This window comes from Actinoplanes sp. NPDC051411 (assembly GCF_040682075.1).
In the GTDB taxonomy this organism is placed as follows: Bacteria; Actinomycetota; Actinomycetes; order Mycobacteriales; family Micromonosporaceae; genus Actinoplanes.
The window spans coordinates 17,995-33,267 of sequence record NZ_JBFBAD010000072.1 but is presented as its reverse complement, the minus strand read 5'-3'; the positions used below and the strand labels follow the sequence as shown (position 1 = coordinate 33,267).

Genomic DNA, 15,273 nt, shown 5'->3' with positions numbered 1-15,273 from the left:
TCACGCCTCCTTGGCCATCACACTCAGCAGCTCGTATGCGACATGCGCGGCCGCGATCCCGGTGATCTCGGCGTGGTCGTAGGCCGGCGCCACCTCGACGATGTCGGCGCCGACGACGTTGGACAGGGTGCGCAGCACGGCCAGCAGTTCGCGGCTGGTCATGCCGCCCGCCTCGGGCGTGCCGGTGCCGGGCGCGAACGCCGGGTCGAGCACGTCGATGTCGACCGAGACGTACACCGGAGCGGAACCGAGGCGGGCGGTCATCCGGGTGATCGCGGCGGCCAGGCCGTCCCGCTCGATGTCGGCGCAGTGGATCGCCATGAACCCGAGGCGTTCGCTGTCGCCGAGGTCGGTGTCCGAGTAGAGCGGGCCGCGGATCCCCACGTGCACGCTGCGCAGCGGGTCGAGCAGGCGCTCCTCGGCGGCCCGGCGGAACGGCGTGCCGTGGGTGTACGGCTCACCGAAGTACGTGTCCCAGGTGTCCAGATGCGCGTCGAAGTGCAGCACCGCGACCGGCCCGTGCACGGCGTGGACCGCCCGCAGCAGCGGCAGCGCGACGGTGTGGTCGCCGCCGAGCGCCAGCAGCCGGCGGCCGCCCTGGAGCAGCTGGGAGGCGGCCGCCTCGATCTGCCCGATCGCGGCCGGGATGTCGAACGGATTGCACGCGATGTCACCCGCGTCGGCCACCTGCCGCACGCCGAACGGGGAGACGCCGAGCGCCGGGTTGTAGGGCCGCAGCAGCCGCGACGACTGGCGGATGTGGGCGGGACCGAACCGGGCGCCCGGCCGGTAGCTGACCCCGGCGTCGAACGGCACCCCGGCGATCACGACGTCGGCCGACTCGACGCCGGTCAGGGCGGGCAGCCGGGCGAAGGTCGGCGGCCCGGCGAAGCGGGGCACCACCGTGGCGTCGACCGGACCGACCACATCCCCTGAAGACATCGACGCCTCCTGATCATCACCCGTGGTCGAACCGTAGACCCGAGATACGCGGCGAATCAATGGTCTGCGGATTCGGTTGTCCGACCCTCGCTAAGAGAAGACTTCGTTGGTAGCGTCGCGCCATGACGACGGAATCCGGAGTCGATCGCGTACGGCTGGGGGCGCTCGCGGCGCGCGAGCGCGCGGCGTTCGCCGAGCGCAACCCGAAGTCGGCCGCCGCCTACGCGGGCGCCGGGCACCTCTTCGGCCGGGTGCCGATGACCTGGATGAACAAGGCCGCGGCCGGTTTCCCGCTCTACGCCGCCGGCGCCCGCGGCGCGCGGATCACCGACCTCGACGGCCACGAGTACGTCGACTTCTGCCTGGGCGACACCGGCGCGATGGCCGGCCACTCGCCGGGCCCGGTCGCCGAGGCCGTGCGCCGGCAGCTGGAGAACGGCCTCACCACGATGCTGCCGACCGAGGACGCGGCGCTGGTCGGGGCCGAGTTGAGCCGCCGGTTCGGGTTGCCGCAGTGGAGTTTCGCGCTCACCGCGACCGACGCCAACCGGTGGGCGATCCGCCTGCTCCGGGCGGTCAGCGGGCGCCCGAGGATCCTGTTCAACAGCTACTGCTACCACGGCTCGGTCGACGAGTCGCTGATCGTCGTCGGCCCCGGCGGCGAGGGCATGAGCCGCGAGGGCAACGTGGGCGCCCCGGCCGACGTGACCCAGACCAGCCGGGTCGCCGAGTTCAACGACCTGGAAGGCCTCGAGCGCGAGCTGAGGAACCGCGACGTCGCCGCGGTCCTCATGGAACCCGCGCTCACCAACATCGGCATCGTGCTGCCGCGGCCGGGCTACCTCGACGGCGTGCGCGCCCTCACCCGGAAATACGGGACCTACCTGATCAACGACGAGACCCACACGTTCTCGGCCGGCCCCGGCGGCGCGACGCGGGCCTGGGGCCTCGACCCGGACGTCGTGACCATCGGCAAGGCGATCGCCGGCGGCATCCCGATCGGCGCCTACGGCCTCAGCGAGGACCTCGCCGCCACGCTGCTCGGCCGCGACGACCTCGACCTCGTCGACATGGGCGGCGTCGGCGGCACGCTCGCCGGCAACCCGGTCTCGATGGCCGCCGCGCGCGCCACCCTGGAACAGGTGCTGACCGACGCCGCCTTCGGCGTCATGATCAGCACGGCGACGGCCTTCGCGGAGGGACTCCGCAAGCTCCTCGAGACGTACGCGCTGCCGTGGTCGGTGTCCCAGCTCGGCGCCCGCGTCGAGTACCGCTTCGCGAACCCGGCCCCGGTCGACGGCACCGCATCGGCCGCGAGCGCCGACCCCGAGCTGGAGGACTTCCTCCACACCTACCTGGCCAACCGGGGCATCCTGCTGACCCCGTTCCACAACATGGCCCTGATGTCGCCGGCCACCACCCTCGACGACGTCCAGCGCCACCACGAGGTCTTCGCGGCGGCGCTGGAGGAGCTCACGACAGCTTGAGCCGCTGGGTCGAGTCGGTGTCGTCGCGGGGAACCGGCGCGGGCGCGGGGGCCAGCATGGTGACGGTCAGGCCGGTGCCGGGCGGGACCGCGGTGCCCGGCGGCAGCGTCTGCTCGACCACCTTCGAGTCCTCCGGGGTGCCGGGCGGCACGACCAGCGTGAGCTGCCTGTCGGCGACCTCCTCGCGGGCCTCGGCGAGCGTGCGGTTGCGCAGCTCGGGCACGTGCTCCTCGCTCTGCCGCTCGGACTCCTCCAGCAGCTCGCGCACCCGGATGCTGGTCCACAGGTAGTCGAGGATGAACCCGGCCAGCAGCCCGACGATCAGCACCGCGACGCCGATCGCCCCGGAGTAGGGCGCGCTGCCGAGCGGAGCCTCGAGGGCATGCGACAGCGACCGGATCGCCGGCACCAGCTTGCCCAGGTTGACCAGGCCGAGACCGATCACGATCGTGGTCAGCCAGTCCGACACCTTGATCAGGTTGGAGTTGGTCAGGTAGTACGTGCTCGCCTTGGCCGGCACCGGTGGGCCGTCGGCCGACCCGTCGGCGGTCAGGTCGGAGACCCGGGCCCGCGGCAGCCCGAACAGGAAGCCGAGCCCGGCCCCGGCCGCGGCGGCCGCCGCGAACAGCACGAACGACGTCACCCCGGCGCCACCGTCGTGACTGAACAGTCCGAGAAGGACGGCCACCGCGACCATCGCGACCAGCAGCACGATCGTCACGGTCAGCACGCCGCGCTGGATCTTGTCGCCGGCCAGCCGGCCGGCCGCGCTCGGCCGGAACAGGCGGGCCAGCCCGCCCCGGCTCGATCTTCTACGAGTGGACGCCGCCTCTGCAATCATGGCGAGCACCGTACGGGGCATCGAGCCGGACAAGTACCCCCAAGTCGGTGAATTGTCAGGATCGCAACACAGGCCGCAGAGCATCGAGGACGGACGGATCCTCGATCGTGGACGGCACCGCCTCGTCGCGCCCGTCGGCGATCGCCCGCATCGTGCGCCGCAGGATCTTCCCGGACCGGGTCTTCGGCAGCCCCGCCACCACGTCGACCCGCCGCAGCGAGGCGACCGCCCCGATCTGGGCGCGGACCAGCGCCACCAGCTCCCCCTCCAGGCCGGCGGAGGCGGCGCCGGCCTTGAGGACCACGAAGCCGCGCGGGACCTGGCCCTTCAGCGGATCGCCCACCCCGATCACCGCGCACTCGGCCACCGCCGGGTGCCCGGCCAGCACCTCCTCCATCGCGCCGGTCGACAGCCGGTGCCCGGCCACGTTGACGACGTCGTCGGTGCGGCCCATGACGTACAGGTAACCGTCGGCGTCGAACCGGCCGCCGTCGCCGGTCAGGTAGTGGCCGGGGAAGGCCGACAGGTACGAGCGGACGTAGCGTTCGTCGTCCTGCCACAGCGTCGGCAGGCAGCCCGGTGGCAGGGGCAGGCCGAGGACGATCGACCCGTCCTCCCCCGTCGGCACGTCGCCGCCGGTGGCGTCGACGACGCGTACGCGAAAGCCGGGCGAAGGCAGCGAGGGTGACCCGGCCTTGGTCGGCAGATCGTCGAGGCCGCGCGGATTCGCCGCGATCGGCCAGCCGGTCTCGGTCTGCCACCAGTTGTCGACGACCGGGACGCCGAGCAGATCGCCGGCCCACTCGTAGGTCTGCGGGTCGAGCCGCTCGCCGGCCAGGAACAGCAGCCGCAGGCTTTCGAGATCGCGGCCCGCGGCGAGACGACCGGCCGGGTCCTCCTTCCTGATCGCGCGGATCGCGGTCGGCGCGGTGAACATCGCGGTGACCCGGTGCTGCTCGGCGACCCGCCAGAACGCGCCGGCGTCGGGGGTGCCGACCGGTTTGCCCTCGTAGAGGACGGTCGTCGCCCCGGTGAGCAGCGGCGCATAGACGATGTAGGAGTGGCCGACCACCCAGCCGACGTCTGAGGCGGCCCAGAACACGTCGTCCGGCCCGGTCGCGAAGATCGCCTCCATCGACCAGCGCAGCGCGACCGCGTGACCGCCGTTGTCGCGCACCACGCCCTTGGGCCGGCCGGTCGTGCCCGAGGTGTACAGGATGTACAGCGGATCGGTCGCCTTCACCGGCACGCAGTCGGCCGGGGAAGCGCCCTCCAGGGCCTCCTCCCAGGTCAGGTCGCGGCCCTCGACCAGGTCGGACGGATGCTGGGGACGCTGCACGACGACGGTCCGGTCCACGCGATGGCCGGTCATGCTCAAAGCCGCGTCGAGCATCGGCTGGTAGGGCACCACCCGGCCGGCCTCCACCCCGCACGAGGTCGCCACGATCACCTTCGGCCGGGCGTCGTCGATGCGGGCCGCCAGCTCACGGGCGCCGAAGCCGCCGAACACCACCGAGTGCACGGCGCCGAGCCGCGCGCAGGCCAGCATCGCGATCACCGTCTCGGGCACCATCGCCATGTAGAGCACGACCCGGTCGCCCTTGGCGACACCGAGCCTGCGCAGGGCTCCGGCGAACAGGGCGACGGCCTCCCGCAACTCCCGGTAGGTGTACGCCCGGACGACTCCCGTCACCGGGCTGTCGTAGATCAGCGCCGTCCGGTCGCCGCGCCCGTCCGCCACGTGCCGGTCGAGCGTGTTGTAGGAGGTGTTCAGCTCGGCGTCCGGGTACCACCGGTAGATCGGGGCCGCCGAATCGTCGAGAATCCGCTCCGGCGCCCGGGTCCACGCGATCGCGGCGGCCGCCTCCCGCCAGAAGCCTTCCGGGTCGTCCATGCTGCGCGCGTACGCCTGCCGGTAGTCACCCATGAGGCTTTCTACCAATTGCGCGGTAGAACGTGAATACCACTCCGTAGATTGTCGTCATGGGTCTGTTCCGAGACCGCGTGGTCGCCGCGCCGCCGCCCGCGCTCGCCGTGCCCCGCGACATCGAGGCGCTGCACGAACTGGCCGGCAACCTCGAGGGTGTCACCGACGACGCTCACTCCTGGCGCGTCTACGCCTCCACCTACGTCGAGTTCTACGGTCTCGAATACATCGCCGTCTGGCTCGTCGACGGCCCGTCGGCGCATCTCGAGTTCGCCGCCGGGAAGCTCGCGGCCACCCTCGGCACCGGCCCGTCGCCGCTGGTGCAGGAGGCGCTGCGGACCGGGAGGCCGGCCTACGCCGACGAGCGCGACCCGGGAACCGACCCGCGCCTGGCCGCCGCGATCCGGGGCGGCTGCCGGTTCGGGGCGGCCGTGCCGACCGAGCGGGGCACCCGGGTCGTCGCGATCCTGGAGTACTACACCCACAATCTGACCACCCCGGACGCGGCCCAGCTGAGCAAGTGGACCGCGATCTCCCGGCTCGGCGAGCAGATCCGGCTGGCCGCGCTCGCCGCGCACACCACCCGGCAGCTGGCCGACGACCGGCTCGCGGTGACCGCGGTCGTCAGCGCGCTCGGGCACACCAGCGACTCGCAGGTCGCGGTGCAGGCGGCCCTCGACGCGGTGCGCACGGCGTTCCACTGGGCGTACGGGTCGTTCTGGCAGGTCGACGAGGACGAGAACGTCCTGCGGTTCCGCACCGAGTCGGGCACCGCCGGCGAGGAGTTCCGCAAGGTCACCCTGGCCGCGACCTTCGCCGAGGGCGTCGGCCTCTCCGGCCGGGTCTGGCGGGCCCGCGACCTGGTCTTCGTGCGCGACATCGGCGAGCTCACCGACTGCGTACGCGCCCCGGCCGCGCAACGGGCCGGCGTCCGCTCCGGCGTCTGCTTCCCGGTCGTCAGCGGCGACCGGATCATCGGCACGATGGACTTCTTCACCACCGAGTACGTCGACCTCAGCGAGTCCCGCGCCTCCGCGCTGCGCAACGTGCAGCAGCTGGTGTCGCAGCGCCTCGACATCGTCCGCAGCGCCGAGCACTCGGCCACGAACGCCCGGTCGCTGCTCGACACGGTCGACCGGCTGCACACGGCGACCGGCGAGGCGACCCGGGTGGCCGGCGAGGCGGTCGGCCGGGCCTCGGCGATGAGCGGCGACGTTTCCGCCCTCGGCGACGCCTCCAACGCGATCGGCGACGTCATCCAGATCATCTCGTCGATCGCCGACCAGACCAACCTGCTCGCGCTCAACGCGACCATCGAGGCGGCCCGGGCCGGCGAGCTCGGCAAGGGGTTCGCGGTCGTCGCGGGCGAGGTCAAGGAACTGGCCCGGGAGACCGCGGACGCCACCAAGCGGGTCTCCGAGCAGATCACCGCGCTGCAGGCGAGCGCCGAGTCGGTGTCCGGCGGCATCCGGTCGACCAGCGAGACGATCGGTCAGCTGGACGGCGTGCAGACCCGCATCAACGAGGTGCTGGAGGAACAGACGACGATGGCGCACGCCTTGCGGACCTGAGCGCCGCCCGCAGCACCGGGGCGGTCTGCTCGGGGACGGCCGGGTTCACGCCCAGGCCGGTCGCGATCTCGAGCCCGGCGCGGCGGCCCACCCGCGGGTAGAGGCCGATGTGCCAGCGGTACCAGCGGGCGGCGTCCGGGTCGGTGGCCGGGCCGGCGTGGACGACCAGGTTGTACGCCGGGTCGTCGCGTACGGCGGCGAGCGCGGAGGCGACCGCCGGGAGCATGCCCGCCATGGTTTTCAAGGCCTCGTCGGAGGCGTCGGCGAGGCCGGCCGCGTCGTCGTCGGGCAGCAGCACCGTCTCGTGGCCGACCGCGGCGGCGCGCGGCTGATAGACCAGCAGGCCGTCGCCGTCGTGGACGACCCGGACCTGCTCGGCGCGCTCCCGGGCCGCCTGATCGTCGTGCAGGCGGCGGCCGGTCCGCTCGTGGAACTCCCGCACCCGGTCCCACCGGGCGACCAGGCCGGGCGGGGCCTGGTCGAGGGCGACGATCTGGCTGTGCGGGTGCCGCAGCGAGGTGCCGGCGGCCGCGCCGTGGTTACGGAACACGACGATCGCGGCCGGGCGCCGCCCGTCCCGGATGGCGCGGCAGCGCTCGCGCATCGCGGTCAGCACCTCGAGCGTCTCCCCCGCGGTCGCGTCGCGCAGCTCACCGTCGTGGTTGGGCGACTCGATGACGACCTCGTGCAGGCCGGTCGCGGCCGGCCAGTCCCCGGTCGCGGCGAGCACCGGATAGCGGTTGGGCACCACCCGCACCCGCCACGGCTCGGACCGGCCGGCCGGGACCCGAAGCACCTCGGGCATCGTCATGTGCTCGTGGCCGGGGTCGAACGGGCACTCCGTCTCGCCGCCGCCGGCGATGTCGCTCGGACGGGCGGCCCGCTCGGGCGCCACGATCCGCCACTCGCCGGCCTCCGGGTCGATTCGATACTCCGCTCCCACGGGCCGACCCTAACTGCGGGAAACGCCCCTGTGTGCGCGGCGCCCCGGGTACGGTCCGATCATGGGCGATCTGCTCCGCCTGATCGCCGGCGCCGACGGACCCGCGGTCGCCGACGCCTTGCTGCGGTTGGACGAGAAGTCGCGGCGGGCGCTCGTTCCCGCTCTGCGTGACATGCCCGGGCCGCCTGCCGGGCCGCCTGCCGGGCCGCCTGCCGGGCCGCCTGCCGGGCCGCCTGCCGGGCCGCCTGCCGGGCCGCCTGCCGGGCCGCCTGCCGGGCCGGCTTCCGCCTGGCCTGCCGTGCCGCCTTCCGCCTCGCCTTCCGTGCCGCCTTCCGCTTCGCCGTCCGCCTCGCCTTCCGTGTCGCCGGAGGCCTTGCGGGTGGCCGGTGCGGCCTGCCTTCCCCGGGCCGCCCAGATCGTCTCCTGGCTGCGGGCGCCCCGATTCCCGAGCCCGGCACCCGGCCCGACCGTCGCCGCCGTGGTCCGGGTGCTCTCCGCCCCCGGGCGCCCGTCCCTCCCCGCCGTGGCGAACGGCCTGGCCACCCGCCTCCGCCCCCGCGACCTCGACTGGCCCCTCACCGCCGCCGTGCTGCGGGCGGCCGAGGTACCACCGCCCGCCACCCCCGGCGTGGTGGCCGGCTGGATCCGCGCGCTGTCCTCGTCGGAGCCACACACCCTGAGCGACCGCCTGGCCGCCGACCCCTGGCTCGACACCCTGCTGCCCGCCGTCTTCGAACTCCCCGGCCTCGGAACCTCCCTCGACGACGCCTGGCCGCCCGCCCTGCTGAGCCTGGCCGCCGCCGGCCGCATCGACCGCGCGTCGCTGATCCGGCTGGTGCTGCACCGCCTGCGCGAGGGCGGCAAGCCGAGCGCCCTGCGCCCGATGCTCGAAATCCACCGCCTGCTCGACCCGGCGCCGGCCGAGCGCACCGCCCACACCGCGGACTACCGGGCCCTCCTGGACTCGCCGCCGGCGCTCGCCACGGTCGGCCAGGACTCCCTGCGCCTGCTCGACGACGCCGGCCGCCTGGACCCGTCCACGCTGGCCGCAGTCAGCTCGGCCGTGCTGATGCGGCCCGACAGGAAGCTGGTCCGCGCCCAGCTGTCCTGGCTCGACCAGGCCCTGTCGCGCCATCCCGAAGCGGCGCCGCAACTGCTCACCGCCGCCGCGACGGGCCTGTCCAACCCCCGGGCCGACCTCGCCGAGCAGGCACTGCGGCTGCTCACCGCCCACCCGGCCGGCCCCGGCGTGCTGCGCGCCCAGCTGCCGTCCCTCTCCGGCGACCTCCGACGCCAGGCCTCGGAAGCCCTCGGCCTGGCTGCCGCGCCGTGCGCGCCGTCGTTCGCTCCGGCCCCCAAGCCGTACGCCCCGGCACCGATGCCGCCGCCCGCCGCCCCGCCGGACCTGTCCGCTCCGCTCGGTCCCCTGGATCTGGAACGCGCGCTGGCCGGCCTGGTCGAGACCGCGGCCCTCTCCCCCGACACGGCCGCTCCGCTGCTCCCGCTGCTGGCCGCCCTGGCCCCGTCCGACGGCCCGCTGGGCCTACTCGGCGCCCGGATCGCCGAGCTGCTGGCCCAGTTCGAAGCCGGCCACCCGCCACCGTTCCTGCTCGCCTTCCCGTCCGTCACCGACGGCCACGTCGACCCGGCGCGCATCCTGTTCCGCCTGGCCGCGGCCGACGCCGACGGCTGGCAGCCCGGCCCCCTGGACCTGGCCCAGGCCCTCCTACGCCTCCCCCGCCGGGTCGACGCCGCCGTGACCACGGCCGCCGCCCGCCTGTCCTCCCCGGCCGGCCGCCGCTTCGCCACGTGGCTGCGCGAAGGCGGCCTCCCCGACCCGCCGCCCGTCACCGTGACCGTGCTCCGCGGCCCGCCCGTACGCCGCCTGGCCACCCTCCCGTGCCTGTCACTGCCGAGCGGCGAGCTGCCCCCACCCGCGTTCCCGGTCGACCCGTCGGTCGCGCAGGCGGCCCCCACCCACCTTCCGCCGCGGGCGGGCAGGAAGCGCGCGACCGTCGCCCGACCTCAACTCCGGGCGGGCAGGGACAACGCGGACCTGGCCCCGTCCCGGCCAGGCGCGCAGCACGCGGATCTCACCCCGCCCGCGTCCCGGCCAAGCGCGCAGCACGCGGACCTCACCCCGCCCGCATCCCGGCCAAGCGCGCAGCACGCGGATCTCACCCCGCCCGCCTCCCGGCCGAGTGGGGAGCGCGCGGGCCGCACCCAACCCCCACCCCGGTTGGGTGGGGAGCAACTTAACCAGCCCGGTATGACAATTTCCGGCCATCGTCCACAGGTCCGGCCGGTCGACGAGCCGCCCGCCATGGCCGGCTGGCCGATGGTCCTGCCCGGACACCGGGAGGTCGTCGCCGCGCACGTCCAGCCGTTTCTCGCGCCGGCCGCCGACCAGGACCAGCACGGGGTTGCCGAGGTGCTGCCCGCTCTCGCCCGCGCGGCCGGCCCCTTCGGACCGGCGATGGCGCTCTGCCTGACCTACGGGCTGGCCGCCCGCTATGAACCGGACCGCCGGCCGGCGGTCGACGCCCTGCTGCACCTGTCCGCGACCGGCGGGCTCGACGCCCAGCTGGTCGGCCGCGAACTCGGCCAGCTGCTGACGGCCGGAAGCGTCGTGCTCGGACGCATCGTCCCGGCGCTGAACGAGGCGAGCCGCGACGGCGCACCCCACGTCGTGTGGGCGATCGCGCGCACCCTCGTACCCGTGCTCCTGCGGATGGACCGCCCGCCGCAGGCTACCCCCGAGCTGCTGGCCCTCGCCGCCTCCACGGCGGCCACCATCGGCGCCCACGCCGACCTGCCCGAGGTGGCCACCCTCGCCGCCCATCCCGGCCGGACCCGCCTGGTCACCGAGGCCACCCGCCTGGCCCGCACCCTTGCCGGCTGACCGCCGGCCTGGCGGATGATCTGGCAGTGACTGCTGCGCGGACCGTATCGATCGCCATCGGCGACCACGAGCTGGCAGTTCGGGCGCTGCCGGCGCGCGACCTGCCGTTTCCGCTGTTCCCGTCGATGGGCGAATACCCGGTCTACGACGACCTCGTCTACGACGGCTTCGACCGGCCGGACGACCGGCTCCGCGCCTACCGCGACGCCATCGACGACGCCGCCCGGGGCAAAACCGTCCTCGATGTCGGCACCGGCCGCGACGCGCTCTGGGCCGTCCACGCCGCCCGCGCGGGCGCCCGGCACGTCTTCGCGGTCGAGCAGCAACCCGAAGTCGCCGACCGAGCGCGCCAGGCGGTCGCGGCCGCCGGTCTCACCAACCGGATCACGGTCCTCGAGGAACTGTCCACCGAGGTAGTCCTGCCGGAACCGGCCCAGGTCTGCATCTCGGAAATCGTCGGCAACATCGCCTCCGCCGAGGGCGCCATCGCGGCCCTCGGCGACGCCCGGAACCGACTCTGCACACCGGACTGCGCCTGGATCCCGTTCCGGATCCAGACCTGGGCCGCCGCAGTCGACCTGTCCGGCCGCCGGGCTGCCCTCGCCACCGAAAGCCTGCCGTACGTGAAACAGATCTTCAACGCGGTCGGCCACCCCTTCGACCTGCGACTCTGCCTAGGCGGCCCGGCCGAAACCCTACCGGTCTCCAGCGCCGCGGCAGTCGAATCGATCGTCTTCGACCACCGCAGAGACCCACCCGCACCCGACGCCACCAGCACCGTCGAACTCACCGTCGAAGCCCCAGCCTCGCGCGTGACCGGCCTGATGCTCTGGCCCCGCGTCGCGGTCGCACCACAGAGGCCGGAAATCGACACGCTCACCGGCAACACCCGCGGCTGGGCGCCGATCTACGCCCCCTTGTCCCCCGGCGGGTTCCCGGTCCGGCCAGGCGACACCCTCACCGTCACCTTCGAGCGCACGACCAGCAACGACGGCCTGCACCCCGACTACCGGCTATCCGTCACCCGCCCCGGCACCACCACTGAACCGGCGACCTGGACCAGCCCTCATCACAGCGAAGACTTCCGCACCACTCCGCTGCACCGAGACCTGTTCCCTGCCTCCTGACCCGCCCGGACCGACAGTTCGATCAGGTCCGCCGCAGCGACGCGAGACGGTCGTCGCAGGAATCCACTCCTCCGACCCGTGTCCTTCGCTCAGTTGAGGGGCTCTCGGTTACGGAAGGTGAAGGCCGGAAATGCGGCGGCGTCCCGGCTGTCGACGGCATTGTGCCCGCCAGGCAACCCGAAATGATTACCGGCACGGACTGAAAATGGGGCCGCATTTGACGACGGCGGTCATACGGTTGCCGATTGAGGCTTTCTGATGACAAACTCCAGTAATCCCCGGATAAATCCGTTGTCTCGACGCTTCCCGAAGGCATAGTGTTATGCATTCGGGAGGCTTAGCGGTCTCGACCGCGGCCCATCCGGCCACCGCGGCCCATCCGGCCACCACGGCCGGGTAATCCTGATCGATCCGGGCCGGGCTGCACTCCGCAGGCGGGCGGTGTCCCCGCGGTGCTCTAAGGTCGGCCGGCGCTCCCGGGGACGGAGCGGCGGCGCCCTGTCGCCGGTCGGCACCGACTGGATCGCCGAGCCGAAGCCGCATCGCCGGCCGGGAGGACCGGCCCGATCCGATCGGCGCGGCCGGCCCGATCGGCGGAGCCACCTGATCGACGGCATTGCGCAAACCGCCCGCCGGCAGCGACGGATCGTGCCGCCTGACCGGCCGGGTTGGGCCCTGCCTATGCGGCGCTCGCGGCATCGGACCTGATCAGCCAGGCCGACCCGATCAGCACATGCGGCCTGACTAGCACATGCGGCCTCGTCGGCTGCGGCCTCGTCGGAGGCAGCCCGGTCAGCGCCAACCCGGTCAGCGGCAACGGTTCCGGCCGGATTGGGTCCATCGGCCGGATCGCCCTCGCCGCCACCGGCGCCGGTGGGCGCCCGACCGTAGGAAACGTTCCCCCTCGAATCCGGAGCCGGCGACTGCTCGATATCGGCCGGCTCGGGCACCACCGCCACAGGCTCGGACGCCCGGCCGCTGCCGGTGCGGTCGGCCGGTGGGGCGACGTCACCGTGCAGACGGATGTTCATCGCCCGGCGACCATGCCGCTGCCGCAAACCCCATTCACGATGCCGCTCATGCTCCCGACGAAACCGATCAGCCCCGGGCGAATAATTGGGTGACGCGGTCCGGTCCCGCCACGACGCCACTTGCGACCGGGAAAAGAACTCGAGCTGCGCCATAAGCTATTTTCCCGCATTCGGACCGGGAAATGTCAGCCCCACCGGCGTGTCGCTCATGCCAAACCGAAACGGCCAACGGGATCATCAGATACCTTGCCGGCCGAAAGCATTTCTGGCTGGACGCTCCTATACCCCCATCAACTCAGCGTAAGCGAAACAGAGACCAGCCCGGCGTCCAACGTGGACCGCAGCCGACGAGACGGCCGAACGTCAGCCCAGCGCCTCCCGCAATCGCTCGTAGGTCGGCGCCAGTTCGCGGAGGGCGGCCGCCGCCGTGGCAAAGTCGCGGTCGACGAGTGGCCGCTGCAACGAGCCGACCAGCCGCGCCTGCAGCTCCGCGACCGCCGCGGCCGCGGGATAGCCGGCCATGGCGAGGCAGGTGGCGGTGTCGTCAAGGCGGCGGGCGCCGACGCGGACGGCGAAGTAGATGAATTCCTCGCGGAGGCCGTTGGCGGCGCCGGCCTCGATCAGGTCGGCGACGCGGTGGGCGGCGTCAGCGTTGCCCAGGCTGCCTTCCGGCATTTTCTCGTCGGTCACCAGGGCCAGGTAGTCGCGGGCGGCCGGGATCACCGAGCGGATCGCGTCGGCGTCGGACACCTCCGCGACCTGTGCAAAGGCGGTACGCATCGTGTACGGGTCGCCGTAGGACAGCGTGTCGGCCTGCCACGCGGCCAGGAAGTCGGCGAGCGGCACCTCGGCGTACGGGAAGCCGTGCGGGTCGTGGATCAGCACGCGTTCGTCGTCGACCTCGAGGGCCACCACGAAGTGGTCGGCGCCGATCGGGCCGGTCATGTCGGGCTGGTGGCGCAGGTGGCCCATCTCGAGCGGCCCGACGAAGACCGGGCCGTCGGCGACCGCCGTGCGCAGGCGGTCGAGTGCCTCCTCCGGGGTGCCGCCGCTCGTCTTCGCCGACGTCCAGCCGATGGCCGCGAGGGCGCGTTCGCAGCCGATGTCGGGGTTCCAGCCGTACGCGTCGAAGAACGCCGTCGTGCCGCCGATCAGCTGCATGCCGAACGGCCCGGCGGAGGCCACCTCGATGACCGCGGTCGACGGCGACCGCGGGCCCAGCAGCATCGCGAACGAGTTGCCGTAGCAGTAGGGACCGTTGCCGACGTAGGGAACGTGGCGCGTCATTTGACCTCCGTGACCGGGTACGAGACGTCGAACCGCGCCCCGCTGCCCGGTGCCGTCTCGTAGGAGTGGCCGGCCGTGCGCAGGCCGGGGTGGTGGTCGATCCAGCTTTCGATGGCGTCGTAGACCCGCAGGACCGGGGGCCCGTCCTCGTAGTCGGGCGGGACCGCCAGCCAGGCCGCGGTGTGCGCGGGCACCAGGCGGATGCGCAGGTCGGCCACCGGCTCGACCGGGCCGGTGCACGGCACCGCCACCTCGACCATTCCCGCCTTGTCCGGGGTGACCAGGTCTTCGAAGAAGGTCAGGCGGGGTTCGGCGGACGGGCCGAGGTGCTCGCGGATGTCGCGTTCGGACGTGCGGATGTGTTCTTCCAGCCGGGTCGAGTCGATCTGGCGGGCCCGGCTCACGACCTTGCGCGCCGGCACCTGCCGCAGCCGGACCGCGGCGACGAGCGCCGGCGGCGGACCCTCCTCGAGCGCCTCGATGACCGCCGCCCGCTCGTCGAGACGGTCGCGGGAGGCCCGCAACCAGCCGCGCAGTTCCAGCGCGCAGGCGGCCGGGCTGAGCTCGACCAGGTAGGCGATGCGGGCCAGCGGCAGCCCGAGCGAGCGCAGCCGCCCGATCAGCCGCGCCCGGGGAAGCTGTCCCGGGTCGTAGTAGCGGTAGCCGGTCGCGGGGTCGGTCTCGGCCGGCAGCAGCAGGCCCTGTTCGGCGTAGAGGCGCAGGGCCTTGGGCGAGAGCCGGGCCGCCGCCCCGAACTCGCCCGCCAGGAGAAGCTTCACGGGCATGCCGGCAAGTCTGGGGCCTGCCCTTGGGGCGAGGTCAAGATGGCGGCACCCGAGCGGGTGCCGCCATCCGGTTCGATGTCAGACGCAGCGGTGCAGGAGGTCGTCCCAGGTCGTACTGCCCGGGCAGTGGATCGCCGGCGCGGCGGACGCCGGGGCGGCGCCGAACTGGCTGCTCAGAGCGACCGCGATGGCCGCCACGAGGGACGCGAGAACATAACGACGACGTGCGCGCATGACCTTTCCCTTCACGAAAGGTTGCGGTTGGCTGGTGGACGGCACCCGCGATCGCCTGGTCCGGCCGAACGGCGGCGCTGGAGGCTGGCCGGCCTCCTCGCGGGTGCCACTGCGCGCTTTTCGACAGCGCGGCCCGCACGCTTCCCGGTCGTACGTCCCGGTCGGAGCACGAACCTTACTGTCGAAATGACACTAA

At 73.3% G+C, this 15,273-nt stretch carries 11 protein-coding genes; 4 read left to right on the top strand and 7 right to left on the bottom strand.

The window, feature by feature from the left end; all coding sequences use genetic code 11:
• Positions 1 to 942, bottom strand: a complete 942-nt coding sequence (gene speB, locus AB0M88_RS33125) for an agmatinase (RefSeq protein WP_364109411.1) — start codon at positions 940 to 942, stop codon at positions 1 to 3.
• 122 nt (positions 943 to 1,064) lie between these two features.
• Between speB and AB0M88_RS33120 the strand changes: the two genes are divergently transcribed.
• Positions 1,065 to 2,429, top strand: a complete 1,365-nt coding sequence (locus tag AB0M88_RS33120; RefSeq protein ID WP_364109409.1) for a transaminase — start codon at positions 1,065 to 1,067, stop codon at positions 2,427 to 2,429.
• Here AB0M88_RS33120 and AB0M88_RS33115 read toward each other — a convergent pair.
• Both AB0M88_RS33115 and AB0M88_RS33110 read right to left on the bottom strand, forming a co-directional pair.
• A complete protein-coding gene (locus AB0M88_RS33115) occupies positions 2,416 to 3,270 on the bottom strand; it encodes a PASTA domain-containing protein (RefSeq protein ID WP_364109407.1) in 855 nt (284 codons plus the stop codon). The genes AB0M88_RS33120 and AB0M88_RS33115 overlap by 14 nt on opposite strands.
• A 55-nt stretch (positions 3,271 to 3,325) precedes the next feature.
• Positions 3,326 to 5,197, bottom strand: a complete 1,872-nt coding sequence (locus AB0M88_RS33110) for a propionyl-CoA synthetase (protein ID WP_364109405.1) — start codon at positions 5,195 to 5,197, stop codon at positions 3,326 to 3,328.
• A 56-nt stretch (positions 5,198 to 5,253) separates the two neighbouring features.
• Between AB0M88_RS33110 and AB0M88_RS33105 the strand changes: the two genes are divergently transcribed.
• A complete protein-coding gene (locus tag AB0M88_RS33105; RefSeq protein WP_364109403.1) occupies positions 5,254 to 6,768 on the top strand; it encodes a methyl-accepting chemotaxis protein in 1,515 nt (504 codons plus the stop codon).
• On the opposite strand, the gene AB0M88_RS33100 is transcribed toward AB0M88_RS33105, so the two are convergent.
• Positions 6,716 to 7,711 carry a DUF4931 domain-containing protein gene (locus AB0M88_RS33100; protein WP_364109401.1) on the bottom strand — a complete coding sequence of 332 codons (996 nt, stop codon included), beginning with the start codon at positions 7,709 to 7,711 and terminating at the stop codon, positions 6,716 to 6,718. The two genes, AB0M88_RS33105 and AB0M88_RS33100, sit on opposite strands and share 53 nt — an antisense overlap.
• A 358-nt stretch (positions 7,712 to 8,069) precedes the next feature.
• On the opposite strand from AB0M88_RS33100, the gene AB0M88_RS33095 reads away from it, so the two are divergent.
• On the top strand, positions 8,070 to 10,613 hold the full coding sequence (locus tag AB0M88_RS33095) for a hypothetical protein (protein ID WP_364109399.1): 2,544 nt from the start codon (positions 8,070 to 8,072) through the stop codon (positions 10,611 to 10,613).
• Positions 10,614 to 10,639: 26 nt separating this feature from the next.
• Positions 10,640 to 11,740: a hypothetical protein gene (locus tag AB0M88_RS33090; RefSeq protein WP_364109397.1), complete on the top strand. Its 1,101-nt coding sequence runs from the start codon at positions 10,640 to 10,642 to the stop codon at positions 11,738 to 11,740.
• 1,394 nt (positions 11,741 to 13,134) lie between these two features.
• Here AB0M88_RS33090 and AB0M88_RS33085 read toward each other — a convergent pair.
• The 3 genes from AB0M88_RS33085 to AB0M88_RS33075 form a co-directional block, all read right to left on the bottom strand.
• Positions 13,135 to 14,058 carry a hypothetical protein gene (locus AB0M88_RS33085; protein WP_364109394.1) on the bottom strand — a complete coding sequence of 308 codons (924 nt, stop codon included), beginning with the start codon at positions 14,056 to 14,058 and terminating at the stop codon, positions 13,135 to 13,137.
• Positions 14,055 to 14,843: a MerR family transcriptional regulator gene (locus AB0M88_RS33080; RefSeq protein ID WP_364109392.1), complete on the bottom strand. Its 789-nt coding sequence runs from the start codon at positions 14,841 to 14,843 to the stop codon at positions 14,055 to 14,057. The genes AB0M88_RS33085 and AB0M88_RS33080 overlap by 4 nt, the downstream gene beginning before the upstream one ends.
• A 78-nt stretch (positions 14,844 to 14,921) precedes the next feature.
• Positions 14,922 to 15,077: a hypothetical protein gene (locus AB0M88_RS33075; RefSeq protein WP_364109389.1), complete on the bottom strand. Its 156-nt coding sequence runs from the start codon at positions 15,075 to 15,077 to the stop codon at positions 14,922 to 14,924.
• Positions 15,078 to 15,273 lie beyond the last annotated feature (196 nt).

What these genes read in the sequence shown, in the direction of transcription:
- AB0M88_RS33115 (WP_364109407.1), bottom strand. Translation starts at nt 3,270, where the DNA reads ATGATTGCAGAGGCGGCGTCCACTCGTAGAAGATCGAGCCGGGGCGGG.
- AB0M88_RS33075 (WP_364109389.1), bottom strand. Translation starts at nt 15,077, where the DNA reads ATGCGCGCACGTCGTCGTTATGTTCTCGCGTCCCTCGTGGCGGCCATC.
- AB0M88_RS33080 (WP_364109392.1), bottom strand. Translation starts at nt 14,843, where the DNA reads ATGCCCGTGAAGCTTCTCCTGGCGGGCGAGTTCGGGGCGGCGGCCCGG.
- AB0M88_RS33105 (WP_364109403.1), top strand. Translation starts at nt 5,254, where the DNA reads ATGGGTCTGTTCCGAGACCGCGTGGTCGCCGCGCCGCCGCCCGCGCTC.
- AB0M88_RS33110 (WP_364109405.1), bottom strand. Translation starts at nt 5,197, where the DNA reads ATGGGTGACTACCGGCAGGCGTACGCGCGCAGCATGGACGACCCGGAA.
- AB0M88_RS33120 (WP_364109409.1), top strand. Translation starts at nt 1,065, where the DNA reads ATGACGACGGAATCCGGAGTCGATCGCGTACGGCTGGGGGCGCTCGCG.
- speB (WP_364109411.1), bottom strand. Translation starts at nt 942, where the DNA reads ATGTCTTCAGGGGATGTGGTCGGTCCGGTCGACGCCACGGTGGTGCCC.
- AB0M88_RS33085 (WP_364109394.1), bottom strand. Translation starts at nt 14,058, where the DNA reads ATGACGCGCCACGTTCCCTACGTCGGCAACGGTCCCTACTGCTACGGC.